Source organism: Virgibacillus aidingensis (genome assembly GCF_010994035.1).
Lineage (GTDB): Bacteria > Bacillota > Bacilli > Bacillales > Amphibacillaceae > Virgibacillus_N.
In genome coordinates, this window is record NZ_WIXN01000014.1 from 75,217 (window position 1) to 99,063 (window position 23,847).

Annotated in this window: 25 protein-coding genes and 1 pseudogene; 3 read left to right on the forward strand and 23 right to left on the reverse strand. The window is 34.7% G+C overall.

Annotation, left to right across the window (positions count from 1 at the left end; genetic code table 11):
• Positions 1-518: 518 nt before the first annotated feature.
• From GHD25_RS19995 to GHD25_RS12945, 3 genes are all read right to left on the reverse strand, one after another.
• Positions 519-1,013 (reverse strand): hypothetical protein, encoded by a 495-nt coding sequence (locus GHD25_RS19995; protein ID WP_240452359.1) that lies wholly within the window; start codon positions 1,011-1,013, stop codon positions 519-521.
• 149 nt (positions 1,014-1,162) lie between these two features.
• Complete coding sequence (locus tag GHD25_RS12940) at positions 1,163-1,384, reverse strand: hypothetical protein (RefSeq protein ID WP_164217481.1); 222 nt, start codon at positions 1,382-1,384, stop codon at positions 1,163-1,165.
• A 22-nt stretch (positions 1,385-1,406) separates the two neighbouring features.
• Positions 1,407-2,120, reverse strand: a complete 714-nt coding sequence (locus GHD25_RS12945; protein ID WP_164217483.1) for a GAP family protein — start codon at positions 2,118-2,120, stop codon at positions 1,407-1,409.
• Positions 2,121-2,217: 97 nt separating this feature from the next.
• Here GHD25_RS12945 and GHD25_RS12950 point away from each other — a divergent pair, with 97 nt between their 5' ends.
• The gene (locus GHD25_RS12950) at positions 2,218-2,811 is read left to right on the forward strand and encodes a TetR/AcrR family transcriptional regulator (protein ID WP_164217485.1); all 594 of its coding nucleotides are present in this window, start codon (positions 2,218-2,220) and stop codon (positions 2,809-2,811) included.
• Between the two features lie 781 nt (positions 2,812-3,592).
• Here GHD25_RS12950 and GHD25_RS12955 read toward each other — a convergent pair.
• The 14 genes from GHD25_RS12955 to GHD25_RS13020 all read right to left on the reverse strand — a co-directional run bounded on the left by GHD25_RS12955 (position 3,593) and on the right by GHD25_RS13020 (position 17,781).
• Entirely contained in the window at positions 3,593-5,353 is a 1,761-nt protein-coding gene (locus GHD25_RS12955) for a recombinase family protein (RefSeq protein ID WP_164217487.1), read from the reverse strand.
• 61 nt (positions 5,354-5,414) lie between these two features.
• Complete coding sequence (locus tag GHD25_RS12960; RefSeq protein WP_018705607.1) at positions 5,415-5,561, reverse strand: hypothetical protein; 147 nt, start codon at positions 5,559-5,561, stop codon at positions 5,415-5,417.
• Between the two features lie 363 nt (positions 5,562-5,924).
• Positions 5,925-6,179 carry a helix-turn-helix domain-containing protein gene (locus GHD25_RS12965; RefSeq protein WP_017795849.1) on the reverse strand — a complete coding sequence of 85 codons (255 nt, stop codon included), beginning with the start codon at positions 6,177-6,179 and terminating at the stop codon, positions 5,925-5,927.
• Positions 6,163-6,813: an RNA polymerase sigma factor gene (locus GHD25_RS12970; RefSeq protein ID WP_462943731.1), complete on the reverse strand. Its 651-nt coding sequence runs from the start codon at positions 6,811-6,813 to the stop codon at positions 6,163-6,165. The genes GHD25_RS12965 and GHD25_RS12970 overlap by 17 nt, the downstream gene beginning before the upstream one ends.
• Positions 6,814-7,202: 389 nt before the next feature.
• A complete protein-coding gene (locus GHD25_RS12975) occupies positions 7,203-7,751 on the reverse strand; it encodes an NADPH-dependent FMN reductase (RefSeq protein ID WP_164217489.1) in 549 nt (182 codons plus the stop codon).
• A gap of 1,378 nt (positions 7,752-9,129) precedes the next feature.
• Positions 9,130-10,092: a VanZ family protein gene (locus GHD25_RS12980; RefSeq protein WP_033826666.1), complete on the reverse strand. Its 963-nt coding sequence runs from the start codon at positions 10,090-10,092 to the stop codon at positions 9,130-9,132.
• 655 nt (positions 10,093-10,747) lie between these two features.
• A complete protein-coding gene (locus tag GHD25_RS12985) occupies positions 10,748-11,662 on the reverse strand; it encodes an NAD(P)/FAD-dependent oxidoreductase (protein ID WP_164217492.1) in 915 nt (304 codons plus the stop codon).
• A gap of 547 nt (positions 11,663-12,209) precedes the next feature.
• The gene (locus GHD25_RS12990) at positions 12,210-12,611 is read right to left on the reverse strand and encodes an Rrf2 family transcriptional regulator (RefSeq protein WP_033826668.1); all 402 of its coding nucleotides are present in this window, start codon (positions 12,609-12,611) and stop codon (positions 12,210-12,212) included.
• 443 nt (positions 12,612-13,054) lie between these two features.
• Positions 13,055-13,897, reverse strand: a complete 843-nt coding sequence (locus tag GHD25_RS12995) for a metal ABC transporter permease (protein ID WP_156987653.1) — start codon at positions 13,895-13,897, stop codon at positions 13,055-13,057.
• Positions 13,843-14,550 (reverse strand): metal ABC transporter ATP-binding protein, encoded by a 708-nt coding sequence (locus GHD25_RS13000; protein WP_033826670.1) that lies wholly within the window; start codon positions 14,548-14,550, stop codon positions 13,843-13,845. Before GHD25_RS13000 ends, GHD25_RS12995 begins: the two co-directional genes overlap by 55 nt.
• Before the next feature lie 130 nt (positions 14,551-14,680).
• Complete coding sequence (locus tag GHD25_RS13005) at positions 14,681-16,219, reverse strand: metal ABC transporter solute-binding protein, Zn/Mn family (protein WP_156987657.1); 1,539 nt, start codon at positions 16,217-16,219, stop codon at positions 14,681-14,683.
• An 18-nt stretch (positions 16,220-16,237) separates the two neighbouring features.
• Entirely contained in the window at positions 16,238-16,375 is a 138-nt protein-coding gene (locus GHD25_RS13010) for a hypothetical protein (protein WP_154665482.1), read from the reverse strand.
• 208 nt (positions 16,376-16,583) lie between these two features.
• A complete protein-coding gene (locus GHD25_RS13015; protein ID WP_033826672.1) occupies positions 16,584-17,573 on the reverse strand; it encodes a ZinT family metal-binding protein in 990 nt (329 codons plus the stop codon).
• A gap of 106 nt (positions 17,574-17,679) precedes the next feature.
• Complete coding sequence (locus GHD25_RS13020) at positions 17,680-17,781, reverse strand: 50S ribosomal protein L33 (RefSeq protein ID WP_407637999.1); 102 nt, start codon at positions 17,779-17,781, stop codon at positions 17,680-17,682.
• Between the two features lie 776 nt (positions 17,782-18,557).
• Between GHD25_RS13020 and GHD25_RS13025 the strand changes: the two genes are divergently transcribed.
• Positions 18,558-18,722 (forward strand): hypothetical protein, encoded by a 165-nt coding sequence (locus GHD25_RS13025; protein ID WP_164217494.1) that lies wholly within the window; start codon positions 18,558-18,560, stop codon positions 18,720-18,722.
• A gap of 158 nt (positions 18,723-18,880) precedes the next feature.
• On the opposite strand, the pseudogene GHD25_RS13030 reads toward GHD25_RS13025, so the two are convergent.
• The 6 genes and pseudogenes from GHD25_RS13030 to GHD25_RS13060 form a co-directional block, all read right to left on the reverse strand.
• Positions 18,881-19,200 (reverse strand): annotated as a pseudogene (locus GHD25_RS13030) (sigma-70 family RNA polymerase sigma factor); the annotation flags it as partial.
• A 433-nt stretch (positions 19,201-19,633) separates the two neighbouring features.
• A complete protein-coding gene (locus GHD25_RS13040) occupies positions 19,634-19,801 on the reverse strand; it encodes a helix-turn-helix domain-containing protein (protein WP_164217496.1) in 168 nt (55 codons plus the stop codon).
• On the reverse strand, positions 19,785-20,222 hold the full coding sequence (locus tag GHD25_RS13045) for an RNA polymerase sigma factor (protein WP_164217499.1): 438 nt from the start codon (positions 20,220-20,222) through the stop codon (positions 19,785-19,787). Before GHD25_RS13045 ends, GHD25_RS13040 begins: the two co-directional genes overlap by 17 nt.
• Before the next feature lie 467 nt (positions 20,223-20,689).
• Positions 20,690-21,841 carry an acyltransferase family protein gene (locus GHD25_RS13050; RefSeq protein ID WP_164217500.1) on the reverse strand — a complete coding sequence of 384 codons (1,152 nt, stop codon included), beginning with the start codon at positions 21,839-21,841 and terminating at the stop codon, positions 20,690-20,692.
• A gap of 102 nt (positions 21,842-21,943) precedes the next feature.
• Complete coding sequence (locus GHD25_RS13055; RefSeq protein ID WP_077735380.1) at positions 21,944-22,165, reverse strand: hypothetical protein; 222 nt, start codon at positions 22,163-22,165, stop codon at positions 21,944-21,946.
• 24 nt (positions 22,166-22,189) lie between these two features.
• The gene (locus GHD25_RS13060) at positions 22,190-22,903 is read right to left on the reverse strand and encodes a GAP family protein (RefSeq protein ID WP_164217503.1); all 714 of its coding nucleotides are present in this window, start codon (positions 22,901-22,903) and stop codon (positions 22,190-22,192) included.
• 96 nt (positions 22,904-22,999) lie between these two features.
• On the opposite strand from GHD25_RS13060, the gene GHD25_RS13065 reads away from it, so the two are divergent.
• On the forward strand, positions 23,000-23,605 hold the full coding sequence (locus GHD25_RS13065; protein ID WP_063608846.1) for a TetR/AcrR family transcriptional regulator: 606 nt from the start codon (positions 23,000-23,002) through the stop codon (positions 23,603-23,605).
• The last annotated feature ends 242 nt before the right edge of the window (positions 23,606-23,847 follow it).

Sequence of the window (23,847 nt, forward strand, 5' to 3'; positions counted from 1 at the left end):
TCTCCTTATAAATTACTAGATGGTAAAAAGTTTAGATAAGCTAACAGCCAGTGGGATGCATTACTTTCCACTGGCTTTTATGAATCAACTTATGGTTCACTTCTGTCACGAGTGGATCAATAACTTGTCTGAAGTGGGTCAAAAAGATGGCAGAACTGGAGCTAAGCTATGTCCTTCCTCACGTATTCCGTCTGGTATGTCTCTGATTTGTGAAATAGATATGTTTATACATTTGAACCAATCCTTGTTTACTATATAGAGTATTAGTTAATTTGGTCTTTCCATCTCACTCATGAATAACCACGAACCGAGTACCAAAACAATAATAACTACGTAAAACAGAACGGTTTTCAATTTAGGCCTACTACCATTTCTTAAAACTTCAACGCCCAATGGAAGAAGTGCGATGCAGAAGCCCAGTTAATGAGATAATCGTTGTCATATTTGTTCCTTTTAGTACCCCTAACGCTAAGGTAAACATCACTCCTAAAGCAAGTGAACGAAACCATCCAAAAACTTTAGACGCATATGCTCCTATAGCTAATACAATCCATCCAAAAGAGATTTAATATATTAACAACATGGAACATGCCATAAAAATCTCCTACAAGGTTTGTAGCAACGTCAACGTCTGTACTTTTTACAATTTGAAAAGCGAAATGATCTACTCCCGAGTGGAACGCTCTTGCAAATAGACCAACGATGACTAATAAGCCACCCCAAAAACCTAAACGTGGTTTTTTATTGCTAATTAACTGTACAAGTATTAAAACAGCTGGAAATAATAGAATTGTTCCAATCAAAAAAAGACTATAGGATATAAGCATTAAGGTCGGATGTGTATTATAAGCCGCTAACTGGTCTGGGAAAAAGAAATTAAATCTTATTCTCAGCAAAGCGGAAATAACTAATAGGATAGGAGCTATAATTAAAGAAAGCCCCCCTAGCCATCTTCCTGGAAAATTTTCTAAACCCTCTTGAAATGCTTTTTTTTGTTGATTTATTTTTCTCACCTCTTAGTACATACGAATTTTCGTAACCAACATCACAATTACATTTTTAGACTTACATTGGATGTCAATAACGCTAAGATAAACAAGATTTTTTTACCTATGAGTTTAAGTTATTCTATTAAGATAAGGAAAGATAATCATCTTACTCTTTATTTACTATTATTAGGTGAACTAGATTTTTTCATAGAAAATAAACCAATAACTCCACCAATAACAATCAATAAAATATCTATCGCAATTTCCCAACCTTGAAACATATCAATATAATTCACCAAAAACCAACTTTTCCCACCATTTGTCAAATGGTTTATCAAACCTCCTACTCCTTGGATTAGGAAAAGTAAACTAATTCCACTAATAATTTCTTTCATATAAAACACCTCGTTCATATTTTTAATTTAAGATACCTCTAATACCAATATTAAAAAATACTGCACCTACTACACCCATTGCTACTAATAGTGAAGAAATCGGTGCTTCATTTAATTTTGTTTTTATATTTTTTAGAAAATGCTGCAGTTTATCTTTAAACACAATACTAATTCCTAACAATAATAGAGAAGGAAGGACCATTACAAGATTGTATCCAATTATTACAAATATAGAAGAAAAAGAATTAATTGACAGATGATTTAATAAAAAAATCGAATAGAAATAAGGCAATGCCGTTACAAATTCAATAAGAAACACAATAATACCCAAAAAAATTATTCCCTTTATTGTTGTCTGTCTTGGAATCCATGACGTAAGACGTTCTATTGTGCCCTCTTTTGGTTTTATGAAGCTAACTAAAACAAGAAGTGTTCCCGTAACAGTATAGAACCAATTGATAAAATCAAATTCAGATAACTGTTCAATCAACTCAAATAGTGTATCTCCACCAAAGTACAGTAATAAACCAATCATGAAATAACCTAACTGAATAACAAGCAAAAATACAAATAGACGAGAAGATAGCTGATTAGGTTGTGTAAGTAATAAATAGCCCGTAATAGCTAGCACACCAGGACTTAATATATCAACTAAGGCACAAATGGAAATAATTAGTAGGGCTAAGGATATATCAATTGATGAGGAAGGCATCATTGTTTCAATGATTTCAATCAAATAATTAGTCCCCCTTTATATAGTGTGTTACCATTAAAATAACACAACGTGCTAAAAAGATAATAACACACTGTATTAAAAAAAGGAAGTGGTTTTTATGCCAAAAATGATTAATCATGATCAAAAAAGAAAATTAATTGCTGAAGCTGCATGGAAGATTATTGAGAATGAAGGTATTGAGAAAGCATCAATACGAAGAGTCGCCGCTGAAGCAGGAATGTCTCCTGGTGCGTTAAGACATTATTTTTCAACTAAAGATGAAATGCTGCTGTTTATTATAGAATACTTCATAGAAGAAGGTAAAAAGCGTTCTGATCATAAAGAATGGTCAAAAAATCCATTACAGGCAGTTGAGGAAGTGTTACTGGAGCTTGTACCAATTGACGAAGAAAAGAAAATTGAAACGAGCGTTTGGTGGATTTTTGCATTCCGTTCCCTAACGAGTGATGCATTAAAGGAGAAGAAAGACGAAATGACTGATGGTACATACGATTTAGCAAATTCAATGATCAAGATATTAACTCTAAAAGGTATATTATCGGATTCAGTTAATGCAGATTTAGAAAGCAGCCGGTTATCTGCGTTGGTTGAAGGGCTGTCATTCCATGCTTTGTTAAGACCAGATGTGTATCCTCCAGAAAAGGTGAAGGAAGTAATTAGTTACCATTTAAAAACACTCTATAATAAATAAATACTCGGAAGTAGATAATTCATTCTCATTTGATTATCTACTTCCACCCTTATAGTTATTAATATTGATTTCCTATTGAATCCTATATTGAAGAACTTTATTAAAAAGATATTGAAATAGGCATGAAACTCGGGATCCTGATGAGGAAAACCCGAGTCATTATTGAGTTTAATATTGAAAAAGCAAATGTTTATTATTAAAGAATTGGTGGTGGGGATTAGGCAAGAGTTTATTATGGTTGCCAAATGTTTATTTTTGATCTACACCCGCTGTACCATAAGATTAATCATTTGCTAAACCCCACTCCTCCAACCCGCATTCCACCGTTCGAGTCATAGTAAAGTTTTGCTACAGAACCCCCATTTTTGGGTTTAATTATCGCTGTTTTCCCGCTCTTTTGGCTGTTTTTTCACCCTTTTTTGGGGAGTTATAATAGAGTTTTGCTAACAAAATCAAGAAAAGTACGAGGAAAGATAATGGGGAAAGAGGCTTAGAATAAAGATAAAATATTGAATGAGTATTGATTTGATATTGAATCTTACATTGAAGAAACCCAGTAGTATCAATGGTTTAGGAACACAACTGTATTGAAAAGATATTGAAAAAGGCATGAAAAAACCCGGGATCCTGATGAGGTAATCCCGAGAATTTATTGAGTACTGTATTGAAAAAGCAATTGTTTATTATTACGGGATTTGGCGGTGAAGTTAGCAAGAGTTTATTTTGACAAGAAATTGTTTATTCGAGATCTACAACCCGCTTCCTCAGCCAGCTCACACACTCAATATGTGTCGTCACTACTATGTGAACACAATTTATTATCCTCGTTGTCTGTATGTGAACACAATTCGTTAGATGTTTTTGTATTATCTTTTTTCGCATTTCTTCGGGCAGGTTTAAATTTTTCGCCATCTAGACAATTACTTAAACCTGTTTTATAAACAAATGTAATCATGGCAGGATCTTTGTTTCCATTTTCATCTACTCCACCTACAATTACCTTGTCAACGACACTTTCAAATACATACCGATCAAACGTATCAATCACTTCATTTTGTTCCAATACTTTTTTGAAAGCTAACAAGCGTTTTTTAATATCCTTTTCTTCTTCTAAATTCGATAAGGACTTTTCTCTTGTTTGTACTTTCTCATTAATCTCTTGCATAAGTGAATTATATTTATCTTCATACGTATCTTTATCGATAATATTCTCCAGTCTCATATCCACTAATTTATTCTTTTTGTTTTCTAATCCTTGAATTTCTTTTTCTATTTTAGCTATTTCTTTATGAATCGTATTGGAACTTAATGCTTCTTCCATTCGTTGCAAAAATTCTTCCAATACGTCTTTGTTATTATTACACATAATTCGGTAACTTTCTAGAAAAGCTTTTTCAATAGCTTCTTCGGGTATTCCTTTACTGTGTGGACAGAACTTTTTTCCCTTCTTTGTACTTGTAACGCACTGCCAAATCGTTTTGCTATATTTCGTTGAACTATGCCATCTACGTCTTGTTAGTGTACCTCCACAATAGGCACAATCAATCATACAACTAAACGCATATTTACGACTATACTTCTCTCGCTTCCCGCCGTAATTTTCTACTGTATTTCGTCCCCGATTTCTTCTCATTCTGATTTCCTGTGCTTTATCAAATATTTCAGCACTGACAATTGGTTCATGGTGATTTCGTAAATAATACTGATCTTCCTCACCCAAGTTTTCTAATCGACGTTTTGAAATGGGATCTAATGTAAAAGTTTTTCCCATTAAAATATCGCCTTTATATTTTTCATTCTTGATAATTCCGAGTACAGTTGTTTCAGCCCATGTTGGAGTACCTCTCTTTGTTTTGTAGCCTAAATTCTCTAGCTCCCTTGAGATAATACTCCCTCCGGCTCCCTCAATATATCTTTGAAAAATATAACGAACAATTTCCGCTTCTTTTTCATTAATTGAAATACTTTTATCTTCTGGATGATAGTCATAACCAAGGCATCCTTGAAAACCAACTAACTCTCCACGTTGCATTTTCATCTTTAAACCTTTTTTAACATTAGCGGATATATTCTCAACTTCCTGTTGTGCGACTGAACTTAATACGACAAGCAACAATTCTCCATCCATTGTCAATGTATTGATTTTTTCATCTTCAAAATAAACGGCTATATCTCTTTCTTTTAACATCCGAACATATTTCAGCGTATCTAATGTATTCCTTGCAAATCTAGATATTGATTTCGTAATCACCATATCAATATCTCCATTCATACAATCATTGATCATTCGTTGAAAGTCTTCACGTTTCGTTACTTGTGTGCCTGTAATGGCTTCATCTGCATAGATATCAACTAACACCCATTCAACATTTTTCTGAATTAAATCAGAATAATAAGAGACTTGTGATTTATAGCTATTTAACTGATCTTCCGAATCTGTACTTACCCTACAATAGGCTGCTACCCTAAGCTGTTTTATTTCTTTTCCACGCTTCCGGCTGGCTAAGTCACTATTGGCACGAATCACTTCTACTTTTGACATAACAGTTCCTCCTTTTGTGTTCCCTATTTACTTTCTATTGTATCGCCAATAGAAACACAATTCAGTCTGTAATATCAGAAATGATGCCATATTCTTTCATTAATTTATTTTTAACCATGTAATATTCTTTCTTGGTAATCAATTTACGGGTTAGCAGTTGTTTTAACATAGCAATTTGCATACTATAAGGAATCAAGTTCTGTTTCAAAAAACACGCCCCCTTATAATTAATCAATTAAAATCAGACGGCTGTTGGTACAGCTCCACGGGAATTTCACCCCTGCAAGTATTCCTTCCAGCTCTACTCATAGCTTGCGACGCTTTGAACGCTCGAACCATGACGGTAGAGGAGTATCATTATCTATACTGATGGGTTATCGCCAACAATCCACCACGATTGCATTAGATTCATAGATTATCGCTCGTTTCTAATGAAAGTCATGGCGTATGAATCAAGTGGCTCGTCATCAGTAGAACGTATCTGATTTTCGGTCTATACTGCACGGCGTTATCTTCCGTGCTTTCTTTGTCAAAGAACAATATATGTGAAAGGGAAAACTTAACCATGTAATTAAATCTTGAAAGCTAAAATGCCCTGCATAAGCTTCGAACGTAAACGATCATGTGTGTCTACATCAATGCCCCAATACGTATTACCACGCTCATCATAAAGTTTACGCATAGACAAACTTGCCATATAGCTTCCATAATGTAAAATAACGTAATTCATCGCTTCTGGATCACCCTTATTTGCAGCTAAAATAATTGGATACGGTAATAAGCCACATTCGTTGTCCTTTGTGTTAGCATCAATCATCCCAGTCATCTGCATGTTCCTCCAAAAATCGCTTTAACCTTTTAAAAGAGCTTGTCCGTCTATACTGAACCGTACTACGAGGAATCTCTAGTAGTTCGGCTATTTCTACATCTGATTTATCAAAAAAATAGTATAGTAGGACTGTCTTACGCTTTTCTATTGGCAAAGTCCGCAACGCTTCAGCGAGTAATTTCGGAGTTATTTTCTTTCCAACCACTTGAACACTTTGTCCTTCTTCTCCTTCATATTGCTGATCTAAGGTATAGAGTTGATTTTCTTCTTGTGGTGTGAGATCAGAAAATGTCATCTCCTTTGCTTGTCGTTGTTGTCTTTCGTTGAAAATATTGATTGCTTCATTCTTCAATACACGTTTACAAAAAGCATTAAATGCACAGCGAACTTGCCACTCGGTACGATCTGGTTCTATCATGCATTTCCTCTCCCTTCGCAACTGCAAAGGTGGGTGATGATTTCCCCTTTCATAACCTTCAACAAGATTTTTTATGAAATGCCAAAAATAAGAGCAATATTTTAAAAAATATTCATTAAATACAAAAAAGCCCAACTGAACATAAGACAGCTGGGCATAAAAGTTGATATATTTTATTAGAAATTGTGTATTCGCACATTGCAGCCATCCCATAGCACTTTAAGACCTTTCTTGATAGGTCGAGTGATATTAAATCAGGGTAAACATAAATAAACACGGCGATAACCTCCTTCATATCGCCGTGTCCTTAATAAAGAGCGAACTTAATACACCTTTCGTAATCCTATTTTTCGCAAAAACGGCGGTTTTGAATTTTCTTATTTTCAAAACCGCCGTTTGATATTTTAACTATCTATATAGTTTTGCACTCCTAACAAACAACGGTTTTTTAGGTTGTATTCGTGCGTAAAGATATATGCTGTTAGCTCAAAAAATCAGCTCCTATTTAAATATCTAAATCCTTTTTTAGAAGAGTATTCAGAGTTAATATTTCGATAAATTATGAATGTTTTTAGAATCAAGAAGACTATTTGACCTATTTTCTAGTTGCGAACTGACTTTAAAGCGGATGCCCATGAATTTACTTGATCTAACATTTCATTAACATGTTTCTCGTGTAATTTTGCAGGTTTAAAAACATTAAATTCTTCAAAGTCTGTAAACATTGACAATGCGGGATGTGTGCGAATATCTGCAATACGCAACTCTGCCAAAATTCCTCGTAAATGCTCCGCTGCACGAACTCCTCCTGATGAACCATAGCTTACAATGCCAGCTGCTTTGTCATACCATTCATCTCGAGCTGAATCAAGGGCATTTTTTAATACTCCCGTAATGCTGTGATTGTATTCAGCAGTAATAAATACAAGCGCATCTAAACAACTAATTTTCTTTGACCATTCTAAGACTTGTTTTTCACCACTGATGTCTCCAAAGAAAGGTAAGTTATAATCTACGACATCGACAATCTCATAATTGGCATCACTGCGCTTGTCGGCAATTTCTTTTACCCATTCACCTACTTGTGGACTAACCCTTCCTGGGCGTGAGCTTCCTAGAATAATTCCAATAGTTAAATTGATTTTTGTCATCGTTCCATCCTCCTTAGGATTATTGTAAAATTGCATACACTGAATGGGAGAAGTATTCCCCCAACAAATAGGTAGTTATTAATAACTAACATAGCACCCAAAAAATTTATTAAATTTAAACCTCTGTGCTTCTAACATCCTCCTTAGATAGGACATCAAAATAAAAAATTAGAAGATACCAAGGAATATTATATTGCTCTACACCGAGGTGTTGAAGAGAACGCAAATATATTAAATAACATTGCTAATCATATAAAAAACGATATTTCTGAATCCTCTTCAGCATTAAGTAGAAAAGAGGTTTATCACTTGGATCAAACACTTAAAGTAGAAAACAAGTTAGATGAAATACTGAAATTATTGAAGGAAACTAAAAGCGATAGGCCTTAAATAAAAAGTACCCTAATCATCCTTTTCAGCCCCCTAATTATGATCTTCTAATTCGTCTGTAAAGCAGAGAAGAATTATCGATTAAGTTAAGGGTCTTCGTTCTTCGGATCTTTATGAGTCAGCCAAGTAGGATAAGGTGCGTAATAAAGTAATTAACGCTTTTAACGCACCCTAATTCATTGGGCTTCCACACCCAGACATATTAGAAATATTTACTGTTATATGGGAAAAGAGAAAGATTTCATAGCACTACTCCATTATATAAAAGAAAAAGATAATCTACAGGCCATATTAGTGCGATTGTTCAAATGAAGCAAATCATTTCGGATTATATTTCGACAGAGAGAATTCAATTTATATGCGAGCAATCAAACGGTCATTCTTCTTCTATGGACGAGAAGGATGAGATTACTTGACAGGCCGAATCAAACCTGGAGGCATATTAGAATAGGAAATTCTTTTTGCAAAACTTAGCCTTAGAAAACTTAACATATCACGGATTCGCGGATTTTTTGTTTTTCTTGGAATTGCAAGATAAAGCATGAATTTGAACGTATTTGGCTTAATTATTAAACTCCATAAGGAAAAATCTAAAGCCTAAATTAACAAAGAGTAGAATTTACTTTTCCAATAACAATAGAGACCTTTTGGCGTTTTTCCTACTTTTATATCCCTCGATATTGATTAAATGAATTTATTTTGTGAGAAAATGCGCTAGTATAAATAAGAATTTAGGAGGAACAGAAACTATGACAGTCTCAATGCGTTTAAGAAATGCTGGCAATAAAAAAGGCAGAATCTATCCCCGTTGACAAGCTCTATCGTTGTGCTTACCTTTACGATATTAAGTATTCACTAGTTTCGGTTTCGGATATTTAACTATATGTTTATTTAGCTAAATCTTTAATATGAGTTTTCAAGGTCTTTCCTCAACCACCGCATGTTTGGGGTGGAAAAAAAGACCATTATCTTGAACAAAACGTTTGGATCAATTCCAGAAATATTTCATTTCCCTAAACCCTACATCCCAAAGCTTTATATTTCCCTTAACGACTATCATAATCTTGCTTGTACGTTCAAGTGGAATTTCAAACATTTGTGGGAACAATTCCGGATAATTCATTTGCTCCGTTCCAGAGCCGGATAATACCTCACGACCATCGACTAAAACTCGTATACCTCCATCACTATCCATTAAGTCCGGTATTCCATAATAAAATGAAAAAATAATCTCCTTCTTGGACGTATACGTGTAGGTTTCACTTCCTTTGCTTTTGGCGTCAAATACATTATATTCAGGTTCAACGTTTTGACCGCTAACTTTAAAGCTGTACGGTTTTGTTCCTGCTGTTGTATGCCCGGAACTATCTTTCAGTTCATTCAAAGCTATAAAGGGACCCTCTGCTTTGGTCAACGTTTTCTCCACAATTCCGCAAATTGCTAATACCCCGATTAGAAGAACAATACACGAGATACCGGTAATAGCCATATTTAGCCAAAAGTTCTTTGTCCGATACCCCAGTTTGTACGCTCCGAATCCAATGCTTGCACCTAAAGAGTTTTGTATGGCATCGTTAATATCAAAGCTTCCGAGCAAAGTTAGTGCCTGTATGGTTTCGATCACGAGAATAGACAGGAAGAACAATGAAAAGAAACGAATAAACTTCACACGGAATAACAATGGAATCAATATGCCGAATGGAATGAAGGCTGCCACATTCCCTAGATCTACGAAATCCATCAGAGTAGGATGCAGAAAATCAGAAATCTTTGGCAAATGGTAGAACTCAATCGGAAAGAAAATAAAGGTGACCCCAGTCGTGCTTGCAGATGCACCTATTCTGCCGAAAGCGAAAAAAATAAAATATAGTATCAAAATAGTATAAAGAATAGTTACGGTAAAAATAACTGTACGTTTTTGTGGCAATGTTTTTTTGCCCTTGGCAGTCATATAAAAACACCTCCTGAAACAGTGTATCAAAAGTCATGTGTAAAATACATAGTATTGGAGAAAGCTGGATTACAAAAGAGGAGGACATTAAGACAAAATAGACTTCTGCAAAATGTATATGAAGATATTGACGTATATGGAACTCTTCAAGTAGAGTACAGGAATTGTTACTGAACTAAAGGGGGCTTCACAAAGAAGGAATGGCTCCTTTTTTGTGGAAATAATCTCATCTCTGGTTGTCTATCCGCTTCGTGGACAGAATTATCCTCCACACCGACTAAATATATTTACGGTTATTTCCACAAATTGACACGCCTGTTTTAGGACCGTTTTGCACAGTGGCAAACCGTGCAGGAGTATCCCTGCCACCTTTTCTAAAGAGTTGATTTATAAATGGTTCTGAACATAACTCACTACGAGTATATATTTTCATTTTTGTAAGCTATTATCACTTCATTTTTTTCAAAAATTACCATTGTTGAAAATGCTCCCCAAAGATAGAAGGAGATTTTTATTTTTAATCTGTCTACCAATGAGGAGTATTTCATAGTGCTGGAATCACTTTCTTCAAGTAGCTCGGCCTTATAAAAGTGTCTTTTACAAAGGGTACATTATAAATTTAAGGTCCTCTTCATAAATATATTTAGAATTTGAATCAAACGTTGCTCTTCTGCCATTCTTCTCGATTTAATTCTCCGTTTATTGCGGCTGCGGATGCAGCGCCTGAAGCAGCTGCAACAATAGATTGGTGCAAGTGTGTAGTTGCATCCCCCGCTGCATAAACACCAGGTACACTTGTTTTTCCAAACTCATCGACTTCAATTATTCCTGTATCCGATATACGGCAACCAAGTGCGACTGGCAATTCCGATCCAATTACCAATTCTGATTTGAAGAAAATTCCTGTGCACGGAATTTCTGTTCCATCTTCAAGCTTAACATGGTTTACCATGCCCTCATTTGATTGGATTGAATGAATTGGCGTATTGAATACCGGGATATTATGTGCACGCAATTCTTCACGTTCTGCTTCACTCAATTCATCAGGACCATTTGTACAAACTACTAACTGCTTCGACCACCCAGAAAGCAATGGGACAAAATGCATTAATGTCGCTCCTCTGTTTATGACAACTAATTGCTGATCCCTTAGTTCCCAGCCATCACAATACGGGCATACAAACGCACTCTTACCATAGACCTCCGCCAACCCTGGTATACCAAGATCACGCTCCTTCATTCCGATAGCAAACAACAGTTTTCTTGCGGCTATCTTCACCGCTGAAGCAGTTTCCAACAAAAATTGTCCATCTTCACCTACTATCAACTCGACCGTATCTTCCAAATGGGAAACCGACGGATACGTGCGAAGCTGTTCTTTTGCAATATTTCTAAATTCATGTGGGCTAATGCCATCACGTGTTAAAAAGGCATGAGCCTCTCTAGTGACAGCATTACGCGGTTGCCCCTCATCGATAATCAATGTCTTCTTCCTAGCTCGTCCTAATATAAGTCCAGCACTTAAACCAGCAGGACCTCCTCCAATAATAACAACATCAACTTCCTTCATGATTAACTCACTTCCTCTTATTAGATTAACTTTCCAAATGTGTATACGCCCAATAATTACTCTGTACATCTCATATGTTGTTAAGACCTAACCAGTACTACTGAAAATAACCATAATTCAGTTTATACTGTATTCTAACTGTGCTACGATGATTACATTACATGTTGGCATCACCTCCTTACATAAGAACTCATCCACTAGCTCATTTGACTTTTAAATAATTCGCACATCTTTGAAACACCATCGATAGGCGCTGATTTTCTCTGTATATGGATTTTTCAGTCATAAATCCCTAGTAAAATTCGATGACAGTTAGCGATATGAATATGCAGACTACGTACAGAAACTCCTCCTTAACTTTCGATTTTTTTCCTATAATCTTTCGGGGACATCGTTTTACAATACCGGATTAAAGATCGCTGTATCTTGAATCAACTTATACGGTACTTTTATACATGTTCATTTTTTGAATCTCCTAATTTTTTTTATAATTTCATTAAAGATTTTAGAGATATATATTATCTATAATTGGTTGAAAGAATATGTGCTAGAAAACGATGTTCATTTCCTGCACAAGATCGGACATTTTTTTATTTCTCAAATGCTCTTCCATTTTTTCCTCTGCTGCCAATACTACTCTTTGAATCGGACAATCTGGCCCGTGATCGAAACTACAATCAAACAAAGAGGCTGATCCCTCAATCGCATGAATAATGTCAAGAAATGAAATATCTCCCCAATTTCGTTTCAGCCTGTATCCACCATTCACTCCTGTTATGGATTCAATCATACCAGCCTTTACTAGCTTGGTCAGTATCTTGGACAGATAAGTTGGTGACACCTTTTGCTTCTCAGCAAGCAGCTGAACGCCAACAGGTTTATCCGGAGTCGCTGCAGTAAGAAAAAGCATCGTATGTAGAGCATAATCTGTAGCCTTTGAAAACTTCATTTATCATCACCCTAATTAAGGATTTTATTTATCTATAATAACTTGAATGTTGTTAGACGCCAAGTATAATGCATGGGCTATTATATTATAGTAGTTAGTCGAACTTCTTGAAAATGCTCTAATCGTGACTATAAATCCCCATTTCTCTCGTTATGAATGGTAATGCTTCTCTTATATATTCTTCTGCAGACACATTACTATGATATTGTCAATCTATTGTTACTCTATGCACCCAACTTAGTATAACAGCTTATAACCTATCCTTCTTTCTAATAATAGCTTGTAGAAATATTCTTTTAGTTCTTTTTTTATAATTTTTATATATTTGATTTGAAGGTTTCAATGATTTTCATACATTGAGAATTAAGTAGAGTTTGGAATTTAGTATTTGAAATAACAATTCTACGACGTAAACTCGATTTGTCTTTTCTGCTTATTTCATTCTAGCCTTGACTTTTATTAAATAGTCTATCAAATTTCAAGTAATGTAACATGTACTTTGCAAGTGTTATGACTGCAAAAATCAACATTAAAATTATTGTGATGGAAGCGCCTGGTGGTGTACCCAATTCATAAGAAGCGACTAAACCACTTAACATGCCGACAAGTGCAATGACCATTCCATTTAATATGACACCGTAGAAGCTTTTGCTTAAACGAAGCGAGATAGCTGCAGGTAAAATGATAATGGCTGAGACAAGTAAAGCCCCGACAATCGGCATTATTACTGCTATTGTGACCCCTGTTAACACATTAAACAAAATCGACATCATTTTAATAGGCAGGCCAACTGTAAAAGCTGTTTCCTCATCAAATGTAAGAACATACATAGGTTTTTGATATATTAAATATAATAATCCGATAATTATCGTTAATCCTAGTAACATCCATATTTGTTCTTTGTTAATAGTAACAATTGAACCGAATAGAAATTGCGTTACACTTAATGTAGTTCTACCAGCACCTATTTCCATCAAGACAAGCGCTACTGCCATTCCGACAGACATTAATATGGCAATCGAAATTTCAGAATATGTGCGATAAATCTGACGCAAAAATTCAAGTAGAATTGCGATGATGATTACCACGAGAATATTGGTCCATGTCGGATTGATACCAATTAACAGACCTAGCGCTACCCCAGCTAACGAGACATGAGATAAAGTATCTGCCATTAGTGATTGCCTACGCAATACCAAAAACAATCCTAATATTGGAGCGATTAATGAGATTAAAAATGAAGCTTGGAAAGCTCTTTGCATGAATCCATAGAAAAACATCTCCAAGGTGAGTCCTCCTTCCGTATCAACTCAATGTGTTTATTAGCGTAGTGACGAATCTCTTCATGATCATGTGTAACCATTAAAATACCCTTGTCATGCTCTGTACTATTGTGCTTCAATAATTTATAAAATTCATTACGTGAATGTACATCCATTCCAATTGTAGGTTCATCTAATATAAACAAATCTGGATCTGTTGAGAACACACGAGCAATTGATATCCGCTGCTTTTGTCCACCTGATAATTCCCCTATCTTTTTATGACGCATCTCCCACATTCCCACTGATTCAAGGGAACGACGAACATGCTCTTTATCTTCTTTATCTAACCTTTTAAACCATTTGCCTCTTTGAAAACGCCCTGACTGCACCAGTTCTAGTACAGTGCTCGGGAAACCTGCATTAAAGGAAGCGACCTGTTGGGAAACATAGCCTACAACTAACTTTTCACCCATACGGTTTTTAGATGAAAGTTGAACACTTCCTTTTGATGGTTTAAGGAGACCTAAAATATTCCGCAAAAGTGTTGTCTTAGCCGCACCATTTTCTCCCGTAAGCATCACAAAATCTCCTGGATCCACTTCAAAAGAAATATTTTCTAGTACTGGTTCATCTTCATAATGAAAGGCAAGATTTTTCACTTTAATATAATTCATATTAAACAACCTTTCTATTAGTTAGTTTATTCTTTCTACATATTCAAAATATGTAGCATATATAGCATTCTATTAATTAATAAATAGAATAATAATTTTTTAGTATCCACTCATCTAATTAATCAACATATTATTGAATACTTAACTGTAGAGATTTCAGGTTCTCACGCATTGCGTCTAAATAGCCTAAATTCTTATCATGTAATTCTTTAGATATTACTTCTAAATCATATAGTACTGCTGTCTCCGTTCCTGTTTCATTGGCGACAGTTTGTGCAATTGCTGAGTTAGCTCCTTGTTGATAATAGATAACTGGCACATTATATTCTTTCACTAAGTCTCCAATCTCTGCAATACGTGAAGGACTTGGTTCGACTTCTGTAGATAAGCCACCAATAGCAATCTGCTCTAAATTATAACGCTTAGCAAGGTATCCAAACGCTTGGTGTTGTACGACAAACACCCGATTTTTTGCATCTTTAAATGCGGATTCATAATTTTTATGCAATTCATGAAGTTCTTTAATAAATGATTCCGCATTTTTTTCGTAGATGTCTTTTCCATCTGGATCCGCATTAATAAGTGCGTCACGGATAACCTTTACTTGCTCTTGTGCCAAAACTGGATCTAACCAAATATGAGGATCTTGATTGTCATGATTGTCAATTAAAACGGACACTGGCTCTGATTCTGCGTAAACATTATGATCATTATCATAAAGTACTGCTTTAACTTCAAAACTTTCTTCAGACGTTTTATACTCAAAATGGTCCGTTTCTTGACCAGTGACTACTTCCCATTCTTCATAATGGTTTTCGCGTGTAAGCCATTGCCAATTCTCAAGGTCAGTCTCTTCTTTAAGCTTAGCAACAAGTGAAACGACATCTCCTGTATGATAATGATCAGCAATCCCGATTATATCCACTTTTGCAGTTGTTTCTTCACTTCCATGTTCGTGGTCATGGTTTTGATCGTGTCCATGATGATTATCAATAACAATTTCTATTATTTCTGACTGTGCAATTTCATTATGAGCTTCATCATATAATACCGCTCGCACCTCAAAACTTTCTTCAATTGCTTCATAATTGAATTCAGGTCCAAATTGATTTGGAACAGTTTTCCACTCCTCGTCAGAACCTTTTCTTGTATACCAATGCCAATGATCATAATCTACACCTTCATCAATTTCTGCAATTAACTTAATCATGTCACCCTTATGATAATGGTGCTCAACACCATTAATTGTTATAATTTCAGTAGCTTCATGATTTGTTTCATGATGATGACTATGTCCGTGGTCATGATTGGCTAAATCAACACCATCCGCTGCACGAGCTATAACAAGATTATCGTTTTCAATTGTTTTGAGTAGGCTGCTTACCCAATGCTCCATATCTTCACTACTATAAACAAACACGTCTGCTTCATTGACATGTGCCACGTCTTTAGCACTTGGTTCATAGTGGTGTGCATCTTGCCCATCAGAGACCATTAACATTACGTCTGCTCGATCCCCAGCTACTTGTTTAGTAAATTCATACATTGGATAAAATGATGTTATAACCGAAAGCTTATTATCTGAAGTGTTTTCTTCATTTTGACAGCCAAAAAGAATAACACCAATCATTGTAATAAGTAAAATTGCCACTAAGCTATTTCGTTTCATTTCTTTCTCTCCTTTTACCTACATTAAAAATTTATCTCCTTTAACTCCCTCTAAAAATGATTCATTATCAAATGTGGTGGTGAGAAATATATCTTTCTCGATTTTTAAACCTTTTTTGACTAGAGTCTTTCCCTCTTCTTTGTCTTTTTGTTTCACAGCTTTTGGTGAACAAAGAGGGGGGAGTCTGTTTTTTGTCCTATTTTTAGGTATTGATTCAACTCACCACCACATTCATTATAGAGCCCTAGAAATCTATAAAGGTTTATTTTTTTCTAAATAAAATATCTTGAGAAGAATAGAAACAGACATTGTCACTGATACTGCTTTTTAACATCTTTATTGGCAAGTTACTTCTAAAATGCCACTAATGAGCTAACATATCACGCACTAGACCTTCTGCATCTAACTCCGCTGGATAATATGTTGGCCAATTCGTAACTTCTTCTAATAGTTCATCTCGATCATCTCCCCAGTATAAATGGAAATGATCTGAGTCGACTGGAAAAATATTATGATCGCTAAATTGAATATATTGAGGCATACCTTCTGTTCCATCTACTAATTTATAAATAAAACGAACTCCTCTATTACCTTTTTCATAAGTAAGGATTTCATATCCATCTGATTCGTACTCACCTGAGTATTCTTTACCGTTTTGGTAGAATGTTACAACATTATTCTCAATCTTGATGTGATCTACATCTGTTTCATATCCTACTGTGTAATACTCTTTATACTCTTCAGCAGTCATATCTCCGTTTTTTGCTTTATGTTCAAACACAACATCTAAATCTCCAGATAAAAGATATGGATAAACAGACTGCCAATCTCCATCCCAATCAGATAACTCACGGTCTATCACTTGCTCGTCTTCAAAATATCCTTGATAGATTCGTTGACTTGCTTCGTCATGTCCATGATGATCATCAATGACGATTTTAACTGGCTCTGATTGAACGATTGGCTCGTGATTATCATCAAACAAAACAACTTTTAATTCTAAGCCATCAGTCGTTGCCTCGCCTATGAATGTTTCTGTTTCCTGACCTGAAACGACTTCCCATTCTTCACTTGTACTTTCTCTACTATACCAGTGCCAATGTTCATACTCTGATTCTTCATCTAATACAGCTGATAACTCAATTTTATCTCCAGTATGATAATGCGCTGCGAGACCTTCAATTTTTATCCCAACTTGTGTCTCTTCATCATTCGAATGCTCATCAACGTGATCGTGTTCCTCATCATGAATTTCTTCTTTCCCTCTTACTTGCTCTTCTTTCATTCCTTGACATGCTGTTAAAACCAAACAAAGTAATAACGAGCTGAATAAACCAATTAGTAGTTTCTTCATTTTCTCATCTCCAATCTTCTATCTATTATTTTTATATAAAACGTAATTGTTACGTTTTATACCTCATACTTATCCAAATCAATACATCTTTTTGTCTAGATTGAAATTAATTATTTTGTTTCCCGATAAAAGTATGTCTTTTCAAACGAGAACAAAACTTTTTGTTTGCAATACGGTCAAGATTTGTTCGCTTATTATTTGTAATAATATAATTTCTGTCGCTTGCTTATGTAGATGCTAAAGTAATTTTGACTCCCATTACTTTCCCCCCCAAATAATTGATATGTTTCTTTGCGTAGACATTGTTGCTTCTAAAATAAAATTATTTCGAAAACTAGAATATACAAAAACTCGATGTATTGAATTATTAAGTTAATATTCAATCGATTCTTGAGGATAAAACGTAATGATTACGATTTGAAATGTACCTCATTATTATAAATCGTAATCATTACTATTTGCAACAGTTTTTTCTCTCACATACTAAATAATAGCAATCAGCTAATTTCCCTAATCATGTGGACTTGAAAATTGGTTGTGTTTTAAATTCGGTAATTGCGAAGATCTCAACTCCTCTTTTATTTTCTATAACCTAAATGGACTTATAAAAAATCTAACATTTAGGAGTCACTACCATTAAACGGCATTTATTTGTTATACAAGCCCTTGTTATTTAATATTTTTAATTGCAGTTGTATACATAAATACCGTGTTGCTTACTTGATTTACTCGATGTTAGAAATCTTTAGCTATAAATAGTCAAAGAAAACATCCGCACCTCCGAATTTGTACATTTGAATTGAACACTTTTTCACAATTAAATACACTTCTAATAAACTGGGTTATTTAGTTTATTGGTAGGAACTAATGGATTAGAATTAGTGTTATTTATGTGTTGAGATTCATCGTTTACATGACAACGCATTAAGGATTTCGTAAGTTGCGAGGAAGTTAAAAGCTTTACGTAAAACAATCTATAAGTATTTGAATATGACATTTGAAGAAGCCTGTTTAATGAAAGCGTTTTCGAGGAAATTATTAAGCCTTTTAAATACAGGTGAAGATAATAATGCTGTAAAATGTATTATTGAAAAATATGCCAATCTATCTGATTTTGAGCTTACGTTGTCTAAAGTAAAAATTTCGTAAATAATAATTGTATTCAACTAACATCTATCAGTTTGGTTCAAATTGGTTCTAGTAACATCAATTTCAACCCTTTTTCATACATTTTTATCCATATAACAATTCCCAAAACGTTGATATAAAAGGATTTCGATGGATTAGGTATATTTAGATTTCATCTAGACATTTCTCATATCCATAAAATAATAAAGTATAATAATCCTGCGTTTTTCTTTGTCAGGTTTCGTAATGCTTCACTTAACAAATCACTTTTTACACCAATGTTAGAACCGTACACTGTGAACATTTGCAAATCCGTGGCATAGTGATCAAAAGTAAATAATTGATTCACAAGAGAATTCTCTGCATTAGAAAAGGAAATTTCTTGTTTTGAAATTCTCGATAGATTTTTGAAATGATTTTTACGCTCATCTTCCATCGCACTCTTACAGATATAATAAAATTGATTTTCTATGGTTGGTTGAAAAGAAGATGGTTTCATTTTTCTCACCTCCTTTCGTGTCATAAAAGGAAGTGAGCTATACTCTATTTTCTCCCTTTGTACTAAGTCCCAACACAAAAGAGATGTTTGTTGCATAATTGAAAAAACTACTTAAAAAATTCTCAACAAACAAAAAACACATAAACAGATTGCTCAGTCTATTTCTATTGTATCGCCAATAGAAACACAATTCAGCCTGTAATATCAGAAATGATGCCATATTTTTTCATTAATTTATTTTGAACCATGTAATATTCTTTCTCGGTAATTATTTACGGGTTAGCAGTTGTTTTAACATAGCAATTTGTATACTATAAGGAATCAAGTTCTGTTTCAAAAAACACGCCCCCTTATAATTAATCAATTAAAATCAGACGGCTGTTGGTACAGCTCCACGGGAATTTCACCCTGCAAGTATTCCTTCCAGCTCTACTCATAGCTTGCGACGCTTTGAACGCTCGAACCATGACGGTAGAGGAGTATAATGTAAAATAACGTAATTCATCGCTTCTGGATCACCCTTATTTGCAGCTAAAATAATTGGATACGGTAATAAGCCACATTCGTTGTCTTTTGTGTTAGCATCAATCATCCCAGTCATCTGCATGTTCCTCCAAAAATCGCTTTAACCTTTTAAAAGAGCTTGTCCGTCTATACTGAACCGTACTACGAGGAATCTCTAGTAGTTTGGCTATTTCTACATCTGATTTATCAAAAAAATAGTATAGTAGGACTGTCTTACGCTTTTCTATTGGCAAAGTACGCAACGCTTCAGCGAGTAATTTCGGAGTTATTTTCTTTCCAACCACTTGAAAACTTTGTCCTTCTTCTCCTTCATATTGCTGATCTAAGGTATAGAGTTGATTTTCTTCTTGTGGTGTGAGATCAGAAAATGTCATCTCCTTTGCTTGTCGTTGTTGTCTTTCGTTGAAAATATTGATTGCTTCATTCTTCAATACACGTTTACAAAAAGCATTAAATGCACAGCGAACTTGCCACTCGGTACGATCTGGTTCTATCATGCATTTCCTCTCCCTTCGTAACTGCAAAGGTGGGTGATGATTTCCCCTTTCATAACCTTCAACAAGATTTTTTATGAAATGCCAAAAATAAGAGTAATATTTTAAAAAATATTCATTAAATACAAAAAAGCCCAACTGAACATAAGCCAGGTGGGAGTAAAAATTTATACATATTATTAAATGGAAAATTCTATTTCAAAAAGTTGAAAGCCTTAGTTCAAGAAGAAAACAAATTACGACAAAACAAAAAAGTAAAAGTAGTATATGAGCTAAGGCACGATTATCCTGTGAAGACATTACTCAAAATTTCCGGTATTCCACGTAACACTTATTATTATAAAATTAATACTTTTGAGCACTCAGATAAAAATTCAAAGTGGAAAAGGCTCATTAGTTCTATTTTTGAGAAGCATAAGGGCAGATATGGTTATCGTCGTATCCTCTTTTCTTCTTTAATATTCACCATCCTAAAGAATCTTTGACACAAAGGGAATCTGCTTAATTATATAACTTAACAAGAAGCAAAGTGGTATCGTGATCAGAATCATAGCTAGAAACATGAAGGATGGTGGAAAGTGGATGACCTTCAATCCAGCAATAACAATAGCGATAATCGGTATATGAATGATGTAAATCACGAAAGAATGGGCTGACAAGAAGCTCCAACCTTTTCCTTGATGAAAAACTCTTTTGCGAAAGAATATGATTAATCCGAGAATGACGCCAACACAAAATAGAGCTTCCCACAGAGAATAAACCAAAGATGTCCAGTTCCAGCCACCAGAAAACTGTAATCCGTCTACCCCCAATAACAAGACTAAGGGAAGAAGAAGAATCGATGCTCCAATTGCAATTCCAAAACCCGCCCTACCCATAGAATCAGGAATATTTCGAAACCAATTGCGTTGGTAAGCGATGATGCCCAAAATGAATAGCCCGACATATTGTGGGAGATCATACCCGCTTGCTGTAAAAAGTCCAACGAATGATTGAACCTCGGGAGATCCACCGGGTAAATCAAGAGCAGGGACCCACAGTCTTATGATGAAGTATCCTACCGCTAATATCATGACAAAGACTGTAAACATTCTGTAGGTGGGTGGCGTACTCTGCCGAACTATTGATAGCTTATTTTTACTCATAAACTTCGCCCAGACTGCGTATAAACAAACGAATACGAAAAGTAGCTCGACGTACCACATCGGGCCATAGGTTAAATTTGAAAAATAGGTTTGCCATGTAAATGGCTCCTGGTTAAGCATATAGACTTCAATTGATTGAACTTGGCTAAGAATGAGAACGTAGAAGATAAACGGGACTAGGAACCGGATGAATCTATCTTTGATAAATCGGGTCGCTCCATTACGTTCAAAAGATGAAGGAACAAAATATCCGGAAATAAGAAAAAACGTCCCCATGAAAAAAGTCTGATTAAAAGCAAGGAATAGAAGGCCCATAACAACCCCAATAGACCCTTGTGATAATACTTCGTTATAGATGGAAAAATACACTAAATGATGTAGCACTACTAACATTGTAAGAGCTGCCCTTAGGTTATCAATAAAGTATAACCGACCTTCCTTTTGGAGAGACGAGCTCCCTATATGTCTTGAATTCATAATAATTCTTATGTTCCCCCTATTAATATTTAAAAATATATCTCAACGGAGCATCCGCCAAGCTGGACGGCTATGTATAATCCGTCCTATTTGCTCTATATTTTAATTTTCACTTTTAGTTGATCCGCCTATTTTCCAAGAGGCTAAACTTATGATCCCGCCAACTACAATAAATATAATGTCCATAACAATTTCAAATCCCTGAAACGCATCAATATAATTTACCAAAAACCAACTTTTTCCACCATTAGTCAAATGATTGATTAATCCGCCTACTCCCTGTATAACGAAAAGTAGACCAAGTCCACTGATAATTTCTTTCATGATGAACACCTCATTAATAATTTTTTAATTTAATATGCCTCTAAGACCGATGTTGAAAAAAACCGCACCTACTACTCCTATCGCTACCAAGAGTGAGGAAATCGGAGCTTCATTTAATTTTGATCTAATTTTATTTAGAAATTGTTGCAGTCTCTCTTTAAACATAATATTAACCCCTAACAAAAGAAGAGAAGGAAGCACCATTACAAGATTGTAGCCAATTATAATAAAGATAGAAGAGGAAGGCTCAATTGTAAGGTGATTCATTAACAAAATTGAATAAAAGTAAGGCAAAGCAGTTACAAATTCAATTAGAAAAACAATGATACCTAACATGATCATCCCTTTCATCGTTGTTTTTTGGGGTATAAATGAAATTAAACGTTTTTTTGTATTATCATTTGGTTTACAGAAGCTAATTAGAGCCATAACTGCTCCAAAAAGGAGATAAAACCAATTGATAAAGTCAAATTCAGATAATTTTCCGATTCCTTTCAATAGTGAATCTCCACCAAAGTATAGGAATAAGCCCACTACGAAGTAGCCAAACTGCGTAATAAACAAAAAAACAAGCAAGCGAGAAGATAATTGATTAGGCTGTGTCAATAATAAATAAGCTGTTACAGCAAGTACACCAGGACTTAATATATCAATTAATGCGCAAATAGAAATAATTAGCAAAGCTATCGATGTGTCTATTGATGAAGAAGGCATCAATGCTTCAATACTTTCGATCAAATATAGAGTCCCTCCTTTTTATATGTTATAATTTAAATAACACAGTGTGTTAAAGCTATAATAACACACTGTGTTAATAAAGGGAAGTGATTTTTTATGCCAAGGATTGTTAATCATGAAAAAAAGAGGAAGTCAATTGCTGAGGCCGCTTGGAGTATTATTAAGAAAGAGGGAATCGAAAAAGCATCTATAAGAAGAGTTGCTATTGAAGCAGGCATGTCTGCTGGAGCGTTAAGACATTATTTTTCAACTAAGGATGAAATGTTATTATTTATCATGGATTATTATCTGGAAGAAGGGAAAAAACGTTCTCAAAGTAAAAGTTGGTCAGACAATCCATTGCAGGCGGTTGCGGAAGTTTTATTAGAGCTCATACCAATTGATGAAGAAAAGAAAATCGAAACGAGTGTTTGGTGGATCCTTGCACTTCAGTCACTTACAAGTGATACTTTAAAAGAAAAAAAAGATGAAATGACTAACGGTATGTATGAATTAGCAAGTTCAATGATCGAGATATTAGTTCTACAAGGGATTTTATCTGATTCAACTAATGTAAAATTAGAAAAGAGTAGGCTAGCGGTATTAATTGATGGATTGTCCATTCATGCTCTGTTAAGACCTGATGTCTACTCTCCAGATAAGGTGAAGGAAGTAATCCGTTATCATTTAGAAACACTCTGCAATGAAAGTCAATTGAGTTAGTTGATCATGTATCAATTTTATTCAACGGGTTAGTAGATTTAGTTTTTAGAAGTTTTTCACTTAAAAAGTGCTTAATAATATTTTATATTGTTTAAGCAATTTTATAGGTTTGAAATAAGAGTATTCTTTACCGTTTGGAGACAAGTAAACATCTATACAAAATGTAATTAAAAGGCGATTAACTATTTGGGTCAATCGCCTTTGTGAATATTTCTTTATAATTTTAAAATCATATTAAATTA